Consider the following 1377-nt stretch of genomic DNA (forward strand, 5'->3'; position numbering starts at 1 on the left):
ATATGCAACCGGCCTTCAACCGCGATCTATTTCAACAACTGCTCGAACCTGAAAATCTACACCGAGCTTGGCGTCAAGTTAAAGCCAATAAAGGCGCGGCGGGCATCGATGGCATGACCATCGAAGCCTTCCCGCTCTGGATGCAACAAGGCGGCTGGCAACTGTGTAAATCTCAATTAGAGCGAGGTGAATACCAACCCTCAGCGGTCAGGCGGGTGGAGATCGACAAACCCGATGGCGGTAAACGCAAATTGGGGATCCCTAACGTCATTGACCGCGTGATACAGCAAGCTATTGCTCAAATACTCACGCCACTGTTTGACCCATTCTTCTCGACTAACAGCTTTGGCTTTAGGCCGAACAGAAATGCCAAGCAAGCGGTACTGCAAGTAAGGGATATCATCAAACAGAAACGCAAATTTGCCGTCGATGTTGATCTGTCTAAGTTCTTTGACCGAGTTAATCATGATCTCTTGATGACTCAACTTAGAAGTAAGGTGCAGGATAAGCGTCTGTTGGCGCTTATTGGTAAGTACCTTCGAGCAGGTGTGATGGTCAATGGCCAATTTGAAGCAAGCTTTGAAGGTGTGCCTCAAGGTGGCCCACTCTCGCCATTACTCTCTAACATTATGTTGGATAGTCTGGATAAAGAGTTGGAAAGCCGAGGGCATAAATTCGCCCGCTACGCGGACGACTTTATCATTTTGGTAAAGTCTATTCGAGCGGGAGAACGAGTACTCAAGAGCATCACTCAATACCTTGCCACTAAGCTAAAACTGGGTGTTAATGAACAGAAAAGCCAAGTGGTTAAGGTAAGTCAAAGCAAGTTCCTAGGCTTCACATTTAATCGCGGGAAAATCCAGTGGCATGCTAAAACATTGCACATTTTCAAACAAAAGATGAGACGGCTGACGAACCGAAATTGGGGCGTTAGTATGGAATATCAGCTGTTTAAAGTGCGTCAATACATGCAAGGCTGGATCAACTACTTTGGCATCGCTAACGCTTATCAAGGATGTGTCGATTTAGATCACTGGATCCGACGTCGTGTACGTATGTGCTACTGGCGTCAGTGGCGAAAACCACGGACTAAGGTACAAAACTTACTAAAACGTGGCGTCAGGATCCAAGCTGCTGTTGCTTGTGGTATCACAAGTAAAGGCCCTTGGCGTAGCTCGAAGACACCAGGAATACAGCAAGCACTGAGTAATGAGTATCTGAAGAAAGCAGGATTATATTCACTAAGAGATGGATGGATCGCAGTTCATTATCCTAACCAGAAAGTTTAGTTAGGGGTTCTAAATGAACCGCCCTGTGCGGAGCCGCATGCAGGGTGGTGTGGGGGCTGGAGGCTAGATACCTCCGGCTACCCGATTA

The 1377-nt window shown here is 47.3% G+C and carries 1 protein-coding gene; it reads left to right on the forward strand.

Features of this window, described 5'->3' with window-relative positions; translation table 11 throughout:
- Positions 1 to 2 precede the first annotated feature (2 nt).
- The gene (ltrA, locus tag H5181_RS20250; protein ID WP_182751889.1) at positions 3 to 1289 is read left to right on the forward strand and encodes a group II intron reverse transcriptase/maturase; all 1287 of its coding nucleotides are present in this window, start codon (positions 3 to 5) and stop codon (positions 1287 to 1289) included.
- The last annotated feature ends 88 nt before the right edge of the window (positions 1290 to 1377 follow it).

The sequence above is a fragment of the Shewanella sp. SG44-2 genome, from assembly GCF_014164215.1.
GTDB classification, from domain to species: Bacteria; Pseudomonadota; Gammaproteobacteria; order Enterobacterales; family Shewanellaceae; genus Shewanella; species Shewanella frigidimarina.